Below are 18,150 nucleotides of genomic sequence, written 5' to 3'. Positions count from 1 at the left end.
GTTTGACGGAAGCCCGCCGTCATTGCACCGTCATGACTCCGGTCCATTGGAAAGCCGGACAGGTGGAGATCTGGCCGTGACGGTCGAACGCACCATGAAGCATCCGGGATCGAAGAGTGTCGGATGGGCGCTCGTCCAGGCCGCGCGGCTTCACCGCGGCCGGATGGGAGACAAGCTCGCCTCGGTGGGCCTGTTCGCAGGCCAGGAGCAAGTCCTTCAGGCGCTCGCGGCGGCCGGACCCATGACAATGGGAGAACTTGCGGCGATCCTGCGCGTCCGGCCTCCGACGGCCTCGAAAACCATCTCCCGGCTCGCGACCCTGAACCTCGTCGAGCGGCACACGGAGCCCGGAGACGCCCGCATCGTCCGGGTCCGGCTCACGGAGGAAGGCCAAGCCCGCGCCGCTGCGATCGAACAATTGTGGGACGATGTCGAAGCGGAACTCCTCCAGGATTTCGACGGGAAGGAGCGCAAGCGTCTGCGCAAGCTGCTGCGCCGGGTTGCGCGGAACCTCGCAGAGGCCAGCGGCGCCGACTCGCGGGATCTCGACGCGCCCGACGAGGATCTCGAGGAGCTCGGCCCCTCCCCGGTTCTCCCGGTCGCGGTGAACGCCTGACGCCTCATCGAAGGCGCTCGCGACCACCAGCGAGCCCGTTGCGCCCATTTCTGCAACCGCCGCATGCATTTCCGCATCTGGTCGCCCGAGACATTTCGGATAGGGTCCGGGCATGTTCAATGCGGACCTTCGATGAGCGCAGTCTCGGCTCGAACGGAGGCACGGGGACGCCTCGTCGGGATCGGACTGATCTGTGCAGCGCTCCTGTGCTTCGCCATGCTGGATGCAACGGCGAAATGGCTCAACAGGACGGTCGATCCGCTCCTGATCGTATGGGCCCGGTACTCTGTCAGTGTCGTCCTCGTCGGCCTGTTCATCAATCCGCGGACGAAGCCCGGTGTCCTCCGGACTTCGCGGCTGGGGCTCCAGATCGTGCGCTCGATCCTGCTGTTCCTGTCGACCGCCACCAATTTCGTGGCCCTGCAGTATTTGCAGCTTGCCGAGACGCTCTCGATCACGTTCGCGGCCCCGCTCATCGTCGCGCTTCTGGCAGGACCGCTTCTTGGCGAACGCGCCGGCACAGAGCGGCTGATCGCCATCGCGATCGGCTTCGTCGGCGTTCTCGTGGTGACCCGGCCAGGTTTCGGCACGCACCCGGCGGTCTTCCTCTCGATGGCGGGCACCCTGTGCTATGCCGGCTATGCGTTGCTCACCCGAAAGCTCGCTGCCCACGATTCATCTGCGACGACGCTCGTCTATTCCGGCTTGGCCGGTTTCGTCGTCATGATGCCGATCCTGCCGATGGTCTGGACCTGGCCCGATGCCTTCACGGCCCTCCTGCTCCTGATGACCGGCTTCTACGGAGCATTCGGGCATTGGCTTCTCATTCTGGCCCATGCCCGCGCACCGGCACCAGTGCTCGCGCCGTTCATCTACACGCAGATGGTCTGGATGCTCCTCTTCGGCTATATCGTATTCGGCGATTGGCCCAGCTCAGCCACGCTTTTCGGTGCCGGCATCGTGATCTGCTCCGGGCTCTACCTTCTCTCCCGGGAGAGGTTTGCAGGATCCAGGGCGTAATGGCCTGAGCGCCCGGACCAGAAGCTCAGCTCCATACGGGACTCGACTGGTAGGCCCCATCGGCTAGAACGGGAAACCCGCAGCCAGGGAGGGGAGATCATGATCAAGGTCGATGTATTGATGCCGGCAGCAATGATGCCGCACGTGATGGACCAGCTCGAGCAGGCCTTCACCCTCCACCGGATGTGGGAGGCTCCGGACAGAGCCTCCTTCCTCGCCGAGGTCGGCCCCCTGATCCGTGGAATCGCGACGAATTCGAGCCGAATCGACAGCGCGCTGTTCGACCGGCTGCCCAATCTCGAGATCGTCTCGAGCTTCGGGGTCGGATATGACCATGTCGATGCCGCAGAGGCGGGGCGGCGCGGCATCGTCGTCACGAACACGCCGGACGTGCTCAACGACGAAGTCGCCGACCTGACGATCGGTCTCCTCATCGCCACCATTCGCCAGATCCCGCAGGCCGAACGCTATCTGCGAGAGGGCCGCTGGCTCGAGCGCCCGTTCCCGCTTTCAGCGACCCTGCGTGACCGCAAGGTGGGAATCGTCGGTCTCGGCCGCATCGGCAAGGCGATTGCGCGGCGGCTCGAAGGTTTCGACGTTCCGATTCTCTATCACGGCCGCAACCGCCAGGACGGAGTGACCTACGCGTACTGCTCCACGATCGAGGAGCTCGCGCGTGAGAGCGACGTGCTCATCGCGATCACGCCGGGGGGCGCCGGGACGCGTCATCTGATTGATGCGAATGTTCTGAAAGCGCTCGGGCCCAACGGCATCCTGATCAACGTCGCGCGCGGCAGTGTCGTCGATGAGGCCGCCCTGATCGAGGCCTTAAAATCGAAGACGATCCTCGCGGCTGGCCTCGACGTTTACGAGAATGAGCCAAAGGTTCCGGCGGAACTCATCGCCCTCGAGAATGTGGTGCTTCTCCCGCACATCGCCTCCGGGTCGGTCTATACCCGCAAGGCCATGGGCCAGCTCGTCGTCGACAATCTGCTTTCGTGGTTTGGCGGACGTGGCCCGTTGACACCGGTTTCGGAGACGCCTTGGCGCGGCGAGGAGTCGTAACTGCGACTTGCAGGGATCGTACGGGTTGTGAGTGCGCTGTGCTTGCGGGGTTGGCGCTGCCCCCCTCACCCGCCGCCCTTCGGGCGTCGACCTCTCCCGTCGAGGGAGAGGTGATGTGCGCGCCGCCGCTTCGCCTCTCCCCCGGAGGGAGAGGTCGGACGCGAAGCGTCCGGGTAAGGGGGAAACACTGCGCTCTCAGAGGGCGCGCGGCAAGAAGCGCACCTCGCACGCGCGCATTCACGGATGAAGCCTCACTTCCCCCAGCGCAGCGCCAGCGGCTGTAGTTCTTCAGCAAGCTCCAGCAATCCCGCCCGCGTAGCCGGATGCAGCGCTTCGAGCGGATGACGCACCGTGTCGCTCTTGATCACACCGCCGGCCGCCATGACGGTCTTCGTCGCACGCAGGCCGCATTGCCGGTTCTCGTAATTGATCAGCGGCAGGATACGCGCGTATTCTGCGGCCGCATCCTTGCGCCGACCTGCGCGATGATGCTCGAGCACTGGCTTGATGAGATCCGGGAGCAGCGCGCTGCACATCGTGCCGGTCGCGCCGGCGTCGAGATCCGCCATGAGCGTGATCGATTCCTCGCCATCGAAGGGACCTTCGATCGCATCGCCGCCGGCCGCGATCAGCGCGCGCAGCTTGGAAGCTGCTTGCGGAACCTCGATCTTGAAGTAGCGCGCGAGCGGTACCTCACGGGCGAGACGCACCAGGAACGGGACCGACAAGGCGACGCCGCTAAGCGGGGCATCCTGGACAATGATCGGGAGGCCCGAGGCTTCGGCAACTCTCGCGAAATGCTCCAGCATTCCGACCTCGTCGGCCCGCAGGCCCGTGCCGTGATAGGGCGGCATCAGCATGAGCATGCTGGCGCCGGCCTGCGCGGCGCGGCGGGAGCGCTCCGCGGCGATGCGCGTGGAGAAATGACTCGTCGTTACGACAATGGGCACGCGTCCCGCGATGTGCGAGAGGCAGAGTTCCGTCAGCGTGTCCCGCTCATCATCGGTCAGCAGGAACTGCTCGGAGTAATTCGCCAGGATGCAGATACCGTCGACGCCCTGGTCGATCATGCAGTCGAGAACGCGCCGCTGCCCGTCGAGATCGAGATCCGCGTTCTCAGTGAAAGGCGTCGGGGCAATCGGGTAAACGCCGGTATAGGGCCGGCTGGTTGCAGGTTTCGTGTCGGGCATCGTCTCTCTCCCAAAAGCGTTGCGGCGTTCCGATCAGTGATTGTCGCGCGGCACGGCGGCTCCGCTCTTCCCCACCAGGAAGTCGAGATCGGCGCCCTCGTTGGCCTGCAGGACGTGGTCGAGATAGAGCTTCACGTAGCCGCGCTCCGCGTGCGGCTTTGGGGGCTGCCAGACCGCACGGCGGCGGTCGAGCTCGACCTGATCCACATGGAGATGCAGGCTCCGGGCTTCAACGTCGAGGGTGATAAGATCGCCGTTCTGCACGAGCGCGAGCGGCCCGCCCGCTGCGGCTTCGGGAGCCGTATGGAGGACGACCGTGCCGTACGCGGTTCCCGACATGCGCGCATCCGAGATGCGGATCATGTCGGTGATGCCGCGCTTCAGAATCTTCGGCGGAAGCGGCATGTTGCCGACCTCGGCCATGCCGGGATAACCCTTCGGTCCGCAATATTTCAGGACCATGACGCAGGTCTCGTCGATATCGAGATCATCGTCGTTGATCCGTGCATGCAGATCCTCAATCGATTCGAACACGACGGCGCGGCCCGTATGCTTCAGCAGATGCGGTGAGGCAGCGGAGGGCTTGATGATCGCACCGTCCGGCGCGAGATTGCCCCGGAGAACCGAGATGCCCGCATCCGCCTTGAAGGGATCCTCGAAGGAATGGATCACCTCTGGCTTCCAGCAGAGTGCTTCCTCGTTGTTCTCCCAGATTGTGCGCCCGTTGACCGTCATCGCATCCTTGTGGATGAGCCCCTGCTGGGCGAGCTCGCGGATCACGACCGGCAGTCCCCCGGCTTCAAAGAAATCCTCCATGAGGAAACGGCCGGACGGCATGATGTCGACGAGGCAGTGGACGCCCCGGCCCAGGTGATCCCAGTCGTCGAGGTTGAGCTCGACGCCGATCCGGCGCGCCATCGCGATGAGATGCACGACGGCGTTCGTGGAGCCGCCGATCCCGGCATTGACCCGGATCGCATTCTCGAAGGCCTTGCGCGTCATGATCTGCGACAGGACGATATCCTGCTTGACCATCTCGACGATGCGTCGGCCGGCCTCGCGGGCCAGCAGATTGCGGCGCGCGTCGACGGCGGGAATGGCCGCATTGCCCGGCATGCCGACACCCAGCGCTTCGACCATGCAGGCCATGGTGGAAGCGGTCCCCATCGTCATGCAATGCCCGTGCGAGCGGTGCATTGACGCCTCGGCGTCATAGAATTCCTCGAGGGTGATCTGCCCGGAGCGGAGTTGCTCGCTCATCGAGATCGTGTTGGTGCCCGAGCCGATCGCCTTTCCGCAGTGAATACCGCGCAGCATCGGCCCACCGGAGATGCCGATCGTCGGGATGTCGACGCTCGCCGCGCCCATCAGCAGCGCGGGCGTGGTCTTATCGCAGCCCATCAGGAGAACGACGCCGTCGAGAGGATTGGCCCGGATCGATTCCTCGACGTCCATCGACGCAAGATTGCGATAGAGCATCGCCGTCGGGCGCAGCATCGTCTCGCCGAGCGACATGACGGGAAACTCGAGCGGGAAGCCGCCGGCATCGAGAATGCCCCAGCGCACATGCTCGGCGATCGTCCGAAAATGCGAGTTGCACGGCGTCAGCTCGGACCAGGTGTTGCAGATGCCGATCACCGGCCGACCGTCGAACTGGTCCTGCGGAAAGCCGCGGTTCTTGAGCCAGGAGCGATAATAGAATCCCATCTTGTCCTGGCGCGCGAACCACGCCCGGCTGCGGAGAGTCTTCTTGTCAGACATGATCGTTCGTCTCCGGAGAGATGGCCGGACGGCGATGCTGCTCCGGCCCTCCAACGCATTCAAGCAGTAATTCAGACGACGGCACGGCGCAGGCGCCTATGCCGCCGCTGAAGAGGTGCGGGATGGCATCGCCCGTCGCACAGCGCCCGAGATGAGTGGCCAGCACAGGAGCAAGAGACCGATGGCCATGATCGTCGCGACGAGCCCGTTCGACCAGAAGACCGAGAGCGATCCCCTCGACATGATCATCGACTGACGGAACGCGTCCTCCGCCTTGTCGCCGAGCACCATGGCGAGAACCAACGGCGCGATCGGATAATCGAGCTTCTTGAAGGCATACCCGCCCACCCCGAAGGCCAGTGCGAGCCAGAGATCGAAGGGACGGCTCGCTACCGTGTAGGCGCCGATGAAGCACACCACCACGATGAGGGGCCCGATGATGGCGAACGGGATCCGCAGGATCGACGCAAAGAGGGGAATAGTACCCAGGACCACGATCACGGCGACGATGTTGCCGAGATACATCGAGGCGATCAGCCCCCAGACGAAATCGGGACGCTCGATGAACAGCATGGGGCCAGGGTTCAGGCCCCAGATCATGAGCCCGCCCATCATCACGGCAGCAGTCGCCGATCCGGGCACGCCGAGGGCGAGCATCGGGAGAATGGCGCTGCTCCCGGCGGCGTGATCAGCGGTTTCCGGCGCGACGACGCCCTCGGGCTCGCCCTTGCCGAACGCCGCCTTGCGACGCGAGAGCCGCTTGGCGAGACCATAGCTCATGAAGGACGCCGCGGTCGGCCCGCCCGGGGTGATGCCCATCCAGCAACCGATCGCGCTGCTCCTCGCGAGCGCCACCCAGTATCGCGGCATCTGGACGATGGTCTTCAGGACGTCGCGCGGGCTCACACGAGCGCGAATCCCTTCGAACCGAAGCCCCTCCTCCATCGTGACGATGAGTTCGCCAATTCCGAACAATCCGATCACCGCGATCAGGAAGCTGATGCCGGCCAGGAGCTCGGTGAAACCGAAGGTCAGGCGCAGACTGCCCGAGATCGTGTCCATGCCGACGGTCGCGAAGGCAAAGCCAAGCCCCATCGATGCGAGCGTCTTGAAGGCAGAATTCCCGCCGAGTCCGACGAAGCTCGCGAAGGCAAGGAAGTAGACGGCAAAATATTCCGGAGAACTGAACTTCAGAGCGAAGTTCGCCACCCAGGAGGACAGGATCGTGATCAGGATGACGCCGACCAAAGCACCGGAGCCGGCCGAGAGAAAGGCGAGGGTCAGAGCCTGCGTCGCGCGCCCTTGCTTGGCCATCGGGTAGCCGTCGAACGTCGTCGCGACGGATGACGGTTCGCCGGGAATATTGAACAGGATCGACGTCGTCGAGCCGCCGAATAATGCGCCCCAATACATGCTCGTCAGCAAGATGATCGCTGCGACGGGATCCATCGTGAAGGTCAGGGGCAGCAGCAGCGATACGCCGTTGGGCGCTCCGAGACCCGGCAGAACGCCCACGAGGATGCCGAGCAGAACACCGGCCATCATCAGAGCGATGTGATAGGTCGTCAGCGCGACGCCGAAGCCGTGCATGAGCGAGGCGAAATTATCCACGGCCTGTCTCCGGATAACGGGTCGATGTTCAATGGATGCCGAGCGAGGCTTCGAGCGGCCCCTTCATCAGGGGCACCTGAAACGCCAGTTCGAGCACCACGTAGAAGAAGATTGCCGCAGCGATTCCGGCTGGCGCGGAGATCACGAGCCGATAGCCGCCCTGCAGCCACATCACCACGGTCAAATAGAGTGCAGCTGCAACGTAGAGGCCGAGCGCGAGCGCGGCGACGACGAACAGGACCATCGGGCCGAAGAAGGACGCCACGCGCCGCGCCTGCTGCCGGTCGAGAAACACGGTCTGCAATTCGCCTCTCGCGAGCGCTGTCTTGGTGATGGTCCCGATGCTGGCCAGCGTGACCACGAGGCCGACATAAAAGGGAAAGGCGCCGGCCCCTGGGCCGGAAGAGCTCCAGCCGATCCCGAACTCCCACGCACCGATCATCACGGTCAACCCGAGAGCCGCCGTAAAGACCGCGGTTGCGATCTCTGCCGAAAAGCGAGAAACCATGGCTCTGCCTCCCTTGTCGGGTTTCGTAGACTCGCATGAAGGCGGCCGGTGCAGCTCGGGCTGCACCGGCCGCTCTTGGTCACAGCTTACTGAACGATCCAGCCTTCCCTCTCGAAGACCTTCCGGTTCTTGGCCTGATCATCGGCGATGAAGCCCTTGAACTCGTCTCCGGAGAGGAACTTGTTGGTCTGCGATGTACGCTCGATATATTCCTTCCACTCGGGTGTTTCGCTGACCTTCTTCAGGACGTCGGCATAGAAGGCCACAGCCTCGGAAGGAACTCCGCTCGGCAGCCAAACCGTGCGCGGCATCTGGAACTGATCGATCGGAATGCCGGCCTCCTTGCAGGTCGGGATGTCGGACCAGCCCATCGTGGCCGTCACCTTGGTGCTCGACTGTAGGCGCGTCGGACTGAACACGCACAACGGCTTGACGGCCCCGGCCTTCCACTGCCCGACGTTCTCGTTGGGATTGTTCGTGTTCGAGTCGATGTGCCCGCCGGCGAGCTGAACGGCGACCGTTCCTCCGCCCTGGAAGGGGATGTAGATGAACTTGGCGCCCGTCGCCTCCTCGATGAGGCTCGTGAGGGTCTGGTCCGTATCCTTGGACTGGCTGCCGCCCATCTTCAGGGCTTCGGGCTTCGCCTTTGCGGCTTCGATATAGCTCTTCGCATCCGTGTAGGGCGCGTCCGCTTTCACCCAGAGGAGGAACTCGTCGAGCGCCATGGCGGCCACCGGCGTCAGCTCGTCGGACTTGTAGGCGAGCTTGGCGACATAGGGGAGCAGGTAGGCGTTGTTCGTCCCGAAGGTGAGCTTGTGGGGGTCGCCGGCAGCGACCTTGGTGTAAACGAAGCCTTCGGCGCCGCTGCCCCCACCCTTGTTGGTGACGATCACCGATTGATCCATCAGCTTGTGCTTGGCGATGATCGACTGGACCATGCGTGCGAAGTTGTCTGTGCCTCCGCCGGGGCTCGACGTCACCACGAACTCGACCGGCTTGGTCGGTTGCCAAGCGGCCTGTGCGGCTCCTCCGACAGCAACGGCAAAAGCCGCCGTGACGAGCCATGACGTTTTCTTCAGCATGTTCCTCTCTCCGTGGTGATTTTTCCTGGCGGCCGGCAGCCGTCGGATCAGGGACTTCGAATTGCTGGGAAGCCTGACGCTCAGGCGAGTTCAGGCTCCGCCTTGCCCACGGCGCCGCGTCGCGCACGCAGATCGGCCCCCATCCGGATCGCGAGCAGAAGAGCCTCCCGGCTCGCGCCGAGATTGGCGATTCCGCGACCAGCGATGTCGTAAGCCGTGCCGTGGGCCGGCGTGCAGATCGGGAACGGGAAACCACCGATCAGCGTGACGCCCCGGTCGAACCCCATCAGCTTCATCGCGATCTGACCCTGGTCGTGATACATGGTCAGAACTGCATCGAAATCGCCGTTCTTGGCCCGCAGGAAGACGGTGTCCGACGGGAACGGCCCCTGCACGGTCAGCCCCTGAGCCGCGGCTCGCCGGACCGCCGGCTCGATGATGTCGATCTCTTCCCGGCCGAAATTGCCGCCATCGCCCGCATGCGGATTGAGCCCCGCCACAGCGATCCGCGGCGGAGAGAATCCGGCCGATCGCAAGGCCTGATCCGCCAGCGCGAGGCTGCGGAGGATCGCCTCTTCCGAAATGGCCGAAGCCACCTGCGACAGGGGAATGTGCGAGGTCACGCGGGCATTCCAGAGGCCACCCAGCACGTTGAACTCGCTGGCCGGCCCCGACGTCTTCAGTACGTCGCGGACGAAGCGGATCTCGTCGTCGTATCGGTCGTAGGCGAGGCGCATCGCCTTCTTGTTGAAGGGGGTGAAGAACACCGCATCGGCGGCACCGGACTTGGCCAGGAGGAGCGCGCGCCGGAAGTTCTCGGTCGCGAATTTTCCGCCTTCCAACGTGGCGGTCGCGGGGACGACCTGGTCCGGGCCCAGATTCGCGAGGTCGACGAAGACGGGACGGACCATATCCTCCGGAATCGATGCCCCGTCGGTAACGACCTCCACGTCGACCGGAACGCCGGCCACCTTGGCGCCTCCTTCGAAAATTCGAAGATCTCCGAAAATGACCAATTGTGCAGCGGCCCGAAACTCGTCGGACGCGACGAGCTTGGCGGCCAGTTCGGGGCTGATCCCGGCAGGATCCCCCATAGCGAAGGCAATGGTTGGTCGGCTGGCCGGCACGGAAAAAGCGTTCACTGGATCTCACCCCGATGATCGGACCCGGACGCTAACAGCCCGTTATGCTGTGCGCAAGCATGCTGCATACAGAATTCTGTTTGCATAGGAGGAGGAAGCTCCGGTAAGCTTCCCGCAGACGTGCCCGAGGGCAAAACACGGACGCTACGCATGGATCGCGACAGCACACCACGGGCAGCAGATCTCGCGGGAGACCTGGATCCGCGCGGGCCCATCGCGCGGCCGAGCCTTCATGAGGCGATCGTGACCCGGGTCCGAGACATGATCATCGAAGGGATTCTCGCGCCCGGAACCCGCATCCACGAGGGGAATCTCGGAAAGGAACTCGGCGTGTCACGCACGCCGCTCCGCGAGGCTCTGAAGTTTCTCGCAAGCGAAGGCATCCTGGAGCTGTCTCCGGGACGCGGTGCCGTCGTCCGGCAATTCACTCCGAAGGATGTTCACGACAGCCTGATCGTGCTCGGCGGGCTCGAGGGAATGGCCGGCCGTCTCGCCTGCCAGCACGCCACCGATGCCGAGATCCGGGAGGTGCGGCAGCTGCACGATCGCATGATCGAGATGTACACCAAGCGGGATCGGCTACCCTATTTCAAGTTGAACCAGGGCATCCACGCGGCCATTCTCCACCTCTCGAAGAACGAGCCGCTGATGTATCTCCACGGAATCCTGCAGGGCAGGCTCAGACGGATTCGCTATATCGGCCACGAGGGCCCCGAGAAATGGGCTGCCGCCGTGGCCGACCATGAGGACATCATCGCAGCGCTCGAAGCCCGGGATGCGGATCGTCTCGCCTCGGCCCTCGCCGCGCACATGGAGAGATCCTGGGATCGGATCAGAGACGGGCTGTAAGCCCTTCACCTCGTTCCGGAGACGGTGCTGCGGATCCTCTCCTGATCGCGGACGCAAGACAGTGAGGCATCCCACGTGAGTGAAGAGACGCGACTTCGAGAGGACATCTGCCGCTTCGGTCGATCGCTCTTCGAGCGCGGGCTGACGGCGGGATCGTCCGGAAACATCTCCGTCCGCCTGAAGGATGGGGGCTGGCTGACCACTCCGACGAACGCGTCGCTCGGATTTCTCGACCCTGCTCGTCTCAGCCGTCTCGATCCCGATGGCAATCTTCTCTCGGGCGACGCGCCGACGAAGGAATTGCCGCTTCACACTGCGCTCTACGCGACCCGCAGCGATGCCGGCGCGATCGTGCATCTGCATTCGACGCACTCCGTTGCCGTGTCGATGCTCCCTGACGTGGACGCCGCGAACGCCATTCCTCCGATGACCGCCTATTACGTCATGCGGGTCGGGCAGACCGCTCTCGTGCCCTATTACCGGCCGGGCGATCCCGCGGTGGCCGATGCGATCCGTGGACTGGCAGGCCGATACACGTCGGTCCTCCTCGCCAATCATGGCCCGGTCGTCGCCGGGAAGGATCTCGAAGCTGCCGTCTATGCGACCGAGGAGCTCGAGGAGACGGCGAAACTTCGCCTTCTCCTGCATGGCCTGAACCCTCGCCTGCTCACGCGAGAGCAGGTTCGGGATCTCGTCACGCATTTCGGCCTCGATTCATCGATCGTGCCGACACAACCTTAACGCCGAACGAGACGGAGCCTCACTCATGCGGCTGGGATGCATAGCGGACGATCTGACGGGAGCTACGGACCTCGCTCTCATGCTCTCGCGAGAAGGAATGAGAACCGTTCAAACGGTCGGGGTTCCCGATCCGGATCTCGACCTCTCCAGCGCGGAGGCCGTGGTCGTCGCACTGAAATCGAGAACAATTCCCGCCAAGGACGCCATCGAGCAATCATTGGATGCAGCGCGCGCGCTGCAGCGTGCTGGTGCAGCGAACTTCTTCTTCAAATACTGCTCGACCTTCGACTCGACCGATGCCGGCAATATCGGCCCGGTCGCGGAAGCGCTTCTCTCGTTCACGCGCAGCGACTTCACGATTGCCTGCCCGGCCTTTCCGGCGAACGGCCGAACGGTCTATCAGGGCCATCTCTTCGTCAACGGAGTGCCACTGCACGAAAGCAGCATGAAAGATCATCCGCTCACACCGATGCGGGACTCCAACCTCGTGCGCGTTCTTCAGCGTCAGACGGCTCTGTCCGTCGGGCTCGTCTCCTTCGAGGATGTCGAAGGCGGCCCTAATGACATCCGCAGAGCCTTCGATCGCGAGAAGGCCTCGGGACATCGAATCGTGATCGTGGATGCCCTCACGGACCGACATCTTCGCTCGATCGGCGCGGCGGCAGCGGAACTGCCGCTCATCACCGGTGGCTCGGGCGTGGCCATGGGGCTGCCCGAGGCGTATCGCGGCGATGCGACAGCGAGTTCATCCGCAGCGTCACACATCGAAGCACCCGAAGGCCGAGCCGCGATCCTTGCAGGGTCCTGCTCGAGCGCGACGCGGCGCCAAGTAGAGGTCGCGATCCGGAACGGCGTTCCGGCATTCCGCATCGACCCGATCGCCCTCGCCTCCGGCGCATTGGCGGCACAGGACGTGCTCGATTGGATTGCCGCGCAAGGCTCGGACAAACCGGTTCTCGTCTACTCGAGTGCTGCCCCTGACGAGGTGCAGGACATCCAGAACAGGCTCGGTCGTATGAATGCGGGAGAGCAGATCGAGAGATTAGTGGCGGAGATCGCGCGCGCCTTGTCGCAGCGGGGCTTTACGCGTCTCATCGTAGCCGGGGGCGAAACCTCGGGCGCGGTCGTCGGCGCCCTCGGGATCAATGCTCTTGCAATCGGACCCGAGATCGACCCTGGCGTGCCATGGACCCGGACGCTGACCGGGACCGATCTCGCACTCGCTCTCAAGTCCGGCAATTTCGGTGCGCCGGATTTCTTCCTGAAAGCCTGGGATTTGCTTCGGCCATCGCGGCAGGAGTGATGCCCGATATAAGCAATCACGTGCACCGGTGCGGACGGGCCGCATCGGGCGATAGAAAGCGCCATGAACTATCACAGCTATTACGCCAAGGCCGATCGACCCGTTGAGACCTGTGTGGTGGGCACGGGAGGCTTCGGGCAGAGTTTCCTGTCCCAAGCCGCGCGCGTGCCCCTGATGAACGCGCGCATCGCCGTCGACGTGGCGCCCGAGAATGCGGCGGCCGGATTGAAAGCCGCCGGAGTAGAACCGCAACGAATCCGGATCTGTCCCTCGGCGCGAGAGGCCAGGACCGCATGGGAGAACGGCGACTTCATCGCGACGGGCGACCTCGCCATCGTGAGCGAGTTGCCCTTCGACGTGATCGTGGAATCGACCGGACAGCCAATCGCCGCTGCGCGCCATGCGCTGATCGCCCTGAAGGCCGGCAAGCATCTGGCTCTCATCACAAAGGAATTGGACAGCGTCGTCGGCCCCGGTCTCGCACGGCTCGCAGCGGACCAGGGCCGCGTCGTGACCACGGTCGACGGCGACCAGCCGAGCCTTCTCATCGGGCTGGTATCCTGGGCGGAAATCCTGGGCTTCGATGTGATCGCTGCCGGCAAGTCGAGCGAATACGATTTCGTGTTTGATCCGTCGTCGGGTCGCCTCACCAGCAATGAAAGATCGGCCGTATGCAGCGATCTCGCCAGGCATTGGTCCCTGGATGGACGCGACGTCGCGGATATCGTTGCGGCGCGTGCGGCGACGGCATCCGCCTTTCCGCAGCGCGCAGTCCCGGATCTGTGCGAGCTCACCGTGGTCGGGAATGCGACCGGACTCAAACCGGATCGCCCGGACTTCCACGCTCCCCTTGCCCGGATCGCCGAAGTGCCGACGATCTTCTCGCTGCGTGCCGACGGAGGCGTTCTCAAAGGAGAGCGCCGCCTCGACGTGTTCCATTGTCTGCGGACACCGGACGACATCAGCTTCGCGGGCGGGGTGTTCGTCGTCGTTCGCTGCAATGATGCGAAGAGCTGGGACATGCTCGCGCAGAAGGGCCATATCGTGAGCCGGACCGGCGCCACGGCGATGCTGTTCCTGCCGCGCCATCTTCTGGGACTCGAGGCCGCGACGAGCATTCTCGATGTGGCGATCCATGGCGCCTCGGGTTACGGCTCGGATTACCGTCCACGGCTCGACCTCGCCGCAGTCGCGACCGAGAATCTGCCCGCCGGACGAGTGCTCACAATGGGTGGTCATCACCACACCATTGCGGGCGTGACCGCGGAATTCAGGCCGGCTCAGGCCCTGATTCCCTCCGCACCGGCTCCCTTCTATCTCGCTGCCGATTGCAGGCTGGCGCGCCCAGTCGAGAGAGGTCAGACCATCCGGATGGCAGATCTCGAACTGGACGAGAACTCGGATCTGATGACGCTGCGCCGACGACAGGACGCGCTCTTTTTCGGGTGATTCAATGTCTCAAGAGACGGCGGCCGGCCCGCTGGCTCCACTCTGTCTCTGCGAGCCGCAGGCGACGTGCTTCATCCTTCGACGGGTAGATTGCTTCACTGCGTTCGCAATGACGAAGTAGGCGTGAGGGAGGGAAGAGCATACTCGGAAACAAGAGCAGGCGCTGAATCCTCTCCCGTCTTTGCGAGCCGCAGGCGAAGCAATCTACCCGTTAACGGATGTGCTCCTGGATCGCTTCGCTCCACTCGCTATGACGGTGAGCGTACGCGTCAAAGACAGCCTATCTCACAACGCGAACCCACCATCGACGAGATGGATGTGGCCGGTCGTGAAGCTCGCTTCGTCCGAGGCGAGATAGACCGCAAGCGCGGCAACCTCCTCCGCAGTTCCGAGCCGCCCCATCGGCTGTCGGTCAATGAAGGCTTGGCGCGCAGCCTCGAGGCTCTGGCCGGAGCGCTCTGCCTGTTCGGCGATGCGTTCATCGAGCGAGGGCGACTGGATCGTGCCAGGGCAGATCGCATTTGCACGGATACCCTTGCGGATGAAGTCGGCGGCGACCGCCTTCGTCAGACCGATCACCGCCGCTTTCGTTGCGCCATAGACGTACCGGTTCGGGATGCCGCGAACCGATGAGGCGCCCGACGCAATGTTGACGATCGACCCGCCGCCGCGCTCGAGCATTCCGGGCAGGAAGGCGCGAATCGTGCGATGCATCGACTTCACGTTGAGGTCGAACGAGAACTCCCAATCCGCTTCGGAGCAATCGAGGATCGTGCCGTGATGCACGAAGCCCGCCGCGTTCACGAGAATGTCGATCGCACCGGCTTCCTTGGCGAAGTTCTCGATCGCCTCCGTCGAGCGGACATCGAGCGGGCGCCGCTCGACCCCCTGCAGCCCTTCGAGCTTCGCCAGGTCGAGGTCGGTGGCATAAATCCGCGCCCCTTCCCGGGCGAAGGCCTCCGCGATCGCTCGACCGATGCCCTGCCCCGCAGCCGTCACGACGGCCCTTTTTCCCTGCAGGCGGTAACTCATGCTGCCATCGCTCCCGGTCAAATGCTTATGATTTCGTAGCCCGCTCCTTCAGGTCGCGCCTGAAGAACTCGTTGAGATCCACAAAGGGCCTAGCATCGGCGAACCCGTCGAAAGATCCATCCTGCGCGATGCTCTCGGCCGCTTGCATGAACGCGCCCCAGGCAGCCCGCGCGAGAGCAGAGCCGACACTGATCCTCCGCACGCCGAGCTCGGCGAGTTGGGAAACGGTGAGCCCGATCGCCGAGGAGACCAGAACATTCACGGGCTTCGGCGTGACGGCCGACACGATCGCATGGATGTCGTCCCGCGTGCGCGGGCCCGGCGCGTAGAGCACATCGGCGCCGGCTTCCGCATAGGCGACGAGGCGCTTGATCGACTCGCGCAATGGTTCGGGATGGCCGACGAGATGACACTCGGCGCGCGCCGTCAGGAGGACTCCGGTTCCGGTCTCATCGATGGCGGCCCGTGCGGCACGAATGCGTTCGACCGCCAAGGGAAGATCATAGAGCGGGTGGTTCCGGTCCCCCGTGGCATCCTCGATCGACAACCCGGCGACACCCGTCGCGACGCAGAGACGGACGTTTTCGGCAAGCGCCTCTGGATCATGCGCATAGCCGGATTCAAAATCCGCATTCACGGGCAGGTCGGTCGCGGAGACGATCTCGGCGATATGCCCGAGCGCCATGTCGCGCGGAACCGCCCAATCCGTATCGGGCAGTCCTCGTGAGAAGGAGAAGCCGGAACTCGTCGTCGCGAGCGCCGCGAATCCGAGATGCTTCAGGTAGCGCGCGGTTCCGATGTCCCAAGGATTCGGGATGACGAAGCATCCCGACTCGTGAAGCCGTCGAAAGGCGGAGACGGCCGACATCTCAGTGGTTGTCCCGTGGAACGCCGAAGGTCTGCGCGATCTTCTGATACCTGACTGCCGGCTTCAGGGTCATCCCCTCGGAGAGCTGGTCCACCATCGAGCGCTGGATCTCCTGCCAGGGCGTCTGGCTCGCGGGATAGGGGAATCCGCCGCGGGCTTCGAGATCCGCACGCCGGCGCTGCAGTTCCTCGGCCGAGATGAGGATATCCGCCGATCGCTTGTTGAGATCGATGCGGATGCGGTCACCGGTTTGCAGGAGCGCGAGACCTCCTCCGGCTGCAGCCTCGGGAGAGGCGTTGAGAATCGACGGCGTCCCGGACGTACCCGATTGCCGTCCGTCGCCGATGCAGGGCAGAGAAAGCACGCCCTTCTTGATCAGTGACCCGGGCGGCTGCATGTTCACGACCTCCGCAGCGCCGGGATAGCCGATCGGTCCCGCACCGCGCATGATCAGGATCGTGTGCTCGTCGATCCCGAGCGACGGATCGTCGATGCGGTTGTGATAGTCCTCGGGACCGTCGAACACGACGGCACGCCCCTCGAAGGCGTTCGGATCATCCGGATTGTTGAGATAGCGCTCCTGGAATTCCGGGCTGATCACGCTCGTCTTCATGATCGCCGAGTCGAACAGGTTGCCCTTGAGGTTGAGGAAGCCGGCCTTTTCCTTCAGAGGATCGTCGTACGAGCAGATCACGTCGCGATCCCAGCTGTGCTTGCCCCGGCAATTCTCGCCGATCGTCCTGCCCGTGCAGGTCAGGGCGTTCTCGTGGATCTTGCCGCCTCCGATCAGCTCCGCGATCACGGCCGGAAGACCACCGGCGCGGAAATATTCCTCTCCGAGATAGAAGCCCGCCGGCTGCATGTTCACGAGGAGCGGCACGTCGAAACCGACGCGCTCCCAGTCGTCGCAATCAAGCTCCACGCCGATATGCTTCGCGATGGCGTTAATGTGGATCGGCGCGTTGGTCGATCCACCGATGGCCGAGTTCGCGACGATGACGTTCTCGAAGGCCTCGCGCGTCATGATGTCGGACGGCTTCAGATCCTCCCAGACCATCTCGACGATTCGTTTTCCGGTCTCGTAGGCCATCTGCCCGCGCTCACGGTAAGGTGCCGGGATCGCAGCGGAGCCCGGCAGCGACATTCCGAGCGCTTCGGCAAGCGCGTTCATCGTCGAGGCGGTGCCCATCGTATTGCAATGCCCGACCGATGGCGCCGACGAGCGGACGATATCGATGAACTGCTGGTAATCGATATCGCCAGCCGCATGGCGTTCGCGAGCCTTCCAGACGACGGTGCCGGATCCCATACGCTCACCTTCGTGCCAGCCGTTCAGCATCGGCCCGACATTGAGCGAGATCGCCGGGATGTTCACAGTCGCAGCAGCCATGAGGCAGGCCGGCGTGGTCTTGTCGCAACCGGTCAGCAGCACCACCCCGTCGAGGGGGTAGCCGTAGAGCACTTCGACGAGAGAGAGATAGGCTAGATTCCGGTCCAGGCAGGCCGTTGGACGCTTCCCGGTCTCCTGGATCGGGTGGCAGGGAAACTCGAAGGCCACCCCACCCGCAGCCGTGATCCCGTCGCGAACCCGCTTTGCGAGCTCGAGATGGTGGCGGTTGCACGGGGAGAGATCGGAGCCCGTCTGCGCGATGCCGATGATCGGTTTCTTGCCTTGCAGTTCGGCCCCGGTCAGCCCGAAGTTGAGATAGCGCTCCAGATAGAGTGCGGTCATGCCCGGATTATCGGGATTGTCGAACCACAGGCGCGAGCGGAGCTGTTCGGGCGTGCGGCGCTTCGGCCGATCTGTCATCTCTTCCATCTCCCTGTGACGATCCTTCCGCGCGTCCGCGGCGCGGTCAGTGATATCCGGATGTGAGCCTTCCGCGCACGGGAAATCAACCTCCTCTCCACAG

Annotated in this window: 16 protein-coding genes; 7 read left to right on the top strand and 9 right to left on the bottom strand. The window is 64.0% G+C overall.

Annotation, left to right across the window (positions count from 1 at the left end; all coding sequences use genetic code 11):
* Positions 1 to 94: 94 nt before the first annotated feature.
* The 3 genes from BN1233_RS05315 (at position 95) to BN1233_RS05305 (ending at position 2,701) form a co-directional block, all read left to right on the top strand.
* Positions 95 to 616 (top strand): MarR family winged helix-turn-helix transcriptional regulator, encoded by a 522-nt coding sequence (locus BN1233_RS05315; protein WP_082145275.1) that lies wholly within the window; start codon positions 95 to 97, stop codon positions 614 to 616.
* 132 nt (positions 617 to 748) lie between these two features.
* The gene (locus tag BN1233_RS05310) at positions 749 to 1,636 is read left to right on the top strand and encodes a DMT family transporter (protein ID WP_046862543.1); all 888 of its coding nucleotides are present in this window, start codon (positions 749 to 751) and stop codon (positions 1,634 to 1,636) included.
* A 99-nt stretch (positions 1,637 to 1,735) separates the two neighbouring features.
* Positions 1,736 to 2,701, top strand: a complete 966-nt coding sequence (locus tag BN1233_RS05305) for a 2-hydroxyacid dehydrogenase (protein WP_046862542.1) — start codon at positions 1,736 to 1,738, stop codon at positions 2,699 to 2,701.
* 251 nt (positions 2,702 to 2,952) lie between these two features.
* Here the strand turns inward: BN1233_RS05305 and BN1233_RS05300 are convergent, their stop codons facing one another.
* From BN1233_RS05300 to BN1233_RS05275, 6 genes are all read right to left on the bottom strand, one after another.
* Positions 2,953 to 3,891, bottom strand: coding sequence for a dihydrodipicolinate synthase family protein (locus BN1233_RS05300; protein WP_046862541.1), 939 nt, complete (start codon positions 3,889 to 3,891; stop codon positions 2,953 to 2,955).
* A gap of 33 nt (positions 3,892 to 3,924) precedes the next feature.
* Positions 3,925 to 5,652, bottom strand: coding sequence for an IlvD/Edd family dehydratase (locus tag BN1233_RS05295; RefSeq protein WP_046862540.1), 1,728 nt, complete (start codon positions 5,650 to 5,652; stop codon positions 3,925 to 3,927).
* 96 nt (positions 5,653 to 5,748) lie between these two features.
* Positions 5,749 to 7,263 (bottom strand): tripartite tricarboxylate transporter permease, encoded by a 1,515-nt coding sequence (locus BN1233_RS05290; RefSeq protein ID WP_046862539.1) that lies wholly within the window; start codon positions 7,261 to 7,263, stop codon positions 5,749 to 5,751.
* Positions 7,264 to 7,291: 28 nt separating this feature from the next.
* Positions 7,292 to 7,771: a tripartite tricarboxylate transporter TctB family protein gene (locus tag BN1233_RS05285; RefSeq protein ID WP_046862538.1), complete on the bottom strand. Its 480-nt coding sequence runs from the start codon at positions 7,769 to 7,771 to the stop codon at positions 7,292 to 7,294.
* A gap of 86 nt (positions 7,772 to 7,857) precedes the next feature.
* Positions 7,858 to 8,853, bottom strand: coding sequence for a tripartite tricarboxylate transporter substrate binding protein (locus BN1233_RS05280; protein WP_046862537.1), 996 nt, complete (start codon positions 8,851 to 8,853; stop codon positions 7,858 to 7,860).
* Positions 8,854 to 8,933: 80 nt separating this feature from the next.
* Positions 8,934 to 9,947 (bottom strand): 4-hydroxythreonine-4-phosphate dehydrogenase PdxA, encoded by a 1,014-nt coding sequence (locus BN1233_RS05275; protein ID WP_046863087.1) that lies wholly within the window; start codon positions 9,945 to 9,947, stop codon positions 8,934 to 8,936.
* A 198-nt stretch (positions 9,948 to 10,145) separates the two neighbouring features.
* Between BN1233_RS05275 and BN1233_RS05270 the strand changes: the two genes are divergently transcribed.
* From BN1233_RS05270 to BN1233_RS05255, 4 genes are all read left to right on the top strand, one after another.
* A complete protein-coding gene (locus BN1233_RS05270; RefSeq protein WP_046862536.1) occupies positions 10,146 to 10,844 on the top strand; it encodes a GntR family transcriptional regulator in 699 nt (232 codons plus the stop codon).
* A 75-nt stretch (positions 10,845 to 10,919) separates the two neighbouring features.
* The gene (gene otnC, locus BN1233_RS05265; protein ID WP_046862535.1) at positions 10,920 to 11,585 is read left to right on the top strand and encodes a 3-oxo-tetronate 4-phosphate decarboxylase; all 666 of its coding nucleotides are present in this window, start codon (positions 10,920 to 10,922) and stop codon (positions 11,583 to 11,585) included.
* 25 nt (positions 11,586 to 11,610) lie between these two features.
* Complete coding sequence (gene otnK, locus BN1233_RS05260; protein ID WP_046862534.1) at positions 11,611 to 12,888, top strand: 3-oxo-tetronate kinase; 1,278 nt, start codon at positions 11,611 to 11,613, stop codon at positions 12,886 to 12,888.
* A 63-nt stretch (positions 12,889 to 12,951) separates the two neighbouring features.
* Positions 12,952 to 14,337: an NAD(P)H-dependent oxidoreductase gene (locus BN1233_RS05255; RefSeq protein WP_046862533.1), complete on the top strand. Its 1,386-nt coding sequence runs from the start codon at positions 12,952 to 12,954 to the stop codon at positions 14,335 to 14,337.
* A 285-nt stretch (positions 14,338 to 14,622) separates the two neighbouring features.
* Here the strand turns inward: BN1233_RS05255 and BN1233_RS05250 are convergent, their stop codons facing one another.
* From BN1233_RS05250 to BN1233_RS05240, 3 genes are read right to left on the bottom strand one after another with little or no spacing between them, the layout of a single operon-like run.
* Positions 14,623 to 15,369: an SDR family oxidoreductase gene (locus BN1233_RS05250; protein WP_046862532.1), complete on the bottom strand. Its 747-nt coding sequence runs from the start codon at positions 15,367 to 15,369 to the stop codon at positions 14,623 to 14,625.
* Positions 15,370 to 15,394: 25 nt separating this feature from the next.
* Complete coding sequence (locus BN1233_RS05245) at positions 15,395 to 16,237, bottom strand: isocitrate lyase/PEP mutase family protein (RefSeq protein ID WP_046862531.1); 843 nt, start codon at positions 16,235 to 16,237, stop codon at positions 15,395 to 15,397.
* A gap of 1 nt (position 16,238) precedes the next feature.
* Positions 16,239 to 18,047 (bottom strand): IlvD/Edd family dehydratase, encoded by a 1,809-nt coding sequence (locus tag BN1233_RS05240; RefSeq protein WP_046863086.1) that lies wholly within the window; start codon positions 18,045 to 18,047, stop codon positions 16,239 to 16,241.
* Positions 18,048 to 18,150: the final 103 nt, after the last annotated feature.

The sequence above is a fragment of the Microvirga massiliensis genome (assembly GCF_001006805.1).
GTDB classification, from domain to species: domain Bacteria; phylum Pseudomonadota; class Alphaproteobacteria; order Rhizobiales; family Beijerinckiaceae; genus Microvirga; species Microvirga massiliensis.
This window is presented reverse-complemented; position numbering and strand designations above follow the sequence as displayed.